The sequence below is a fragment of the Aminobacter sp. P4_D5 genome, from assembly GCF_056401815.1.
In genome coordinates, this window is the sequence record NZ_JBFUIP010000658.1 from 1 (window position 1) to 737 (window position 737).

At 68.4% G+C, this 737-nt stretch carries 1 protein-coding gene; it reads right to left on the reverse strand.

Annotated elements, in window-relative coordinates; genetic code table 11:
- Positions 1–99 precede the first annotated feature (99 nt).
- Positions 100–737 (reverse strand): GNAT family N-acetyltransferase (locus AC1DWF_RS34150; protein WP_476842918.1); only part of this gene is annotated, 638 nt, incomplete at its 5' end.

The following is a 737-nucleotide window of genomic DNA, read 5'->3' on the forward strand; positions in this document are numbered from 1 at the left end:
GGGCAGCGCCGCGGCCAGCAGCTTCCCCACGCCGACATTCGCGCCGACGAGAATCATGGAGAGCGCCAGCTGCGCGTAGGCCAGGCGCATGGGGATGCCTCAGGCCTCGCCGGCGCGCTTGTAGGGGGAGAGGGTCGCGAGTTCCTCCATGCGCTCGCGGATGGCCGGGCGCTCGGCCTCCAGGAATTCCGCCACGGCGCGCGAGAGACCGCGATGGGCGATGAGATGCGCCGAATAGGTCGGCGCCGGCAGGTAGCCGCGCTGGATCTTGTGCTCGCCCTGCGCGCCGGCCTCGACGCGGCTGATCCCGTGCGCGATGGCGAAGTCGATGGCGCGCAGGTAGCAGAGCTCGAAATGCAGGAAGGGAACCTCTTCGTCGCAGCCCCAGTTGCGGCCGTAGAGCGCCTCGTCGCCGAGCAGATTGAGCGCGCCTGCGACGGGCTTGCCGTCGCGCTCCGCCCACATGAGCACAACCCGTTCGCCGAGTTTCTCGCCCATCAGCGGGAAGAAGGTTTTCGTCAGGTAGGCACCGCCCCAGCGGCCATCCACCGTGTTGCGGTAGAACCGGTAGAAGGCCTTCCAATGCGCGGGCGTGATCTCGGCGCCGCGCAGCGTGCTGAGCGTGAGGCCGGATTCCAGCACCGTCCGCCGCTCCTTCCGCAGTGCCTTGCGCTTGCGGCTGCTGAGGGCACCGAGGAAGTCGTCGAAGTCCTTGTAGCCCTGGTTCTGCCAATGGA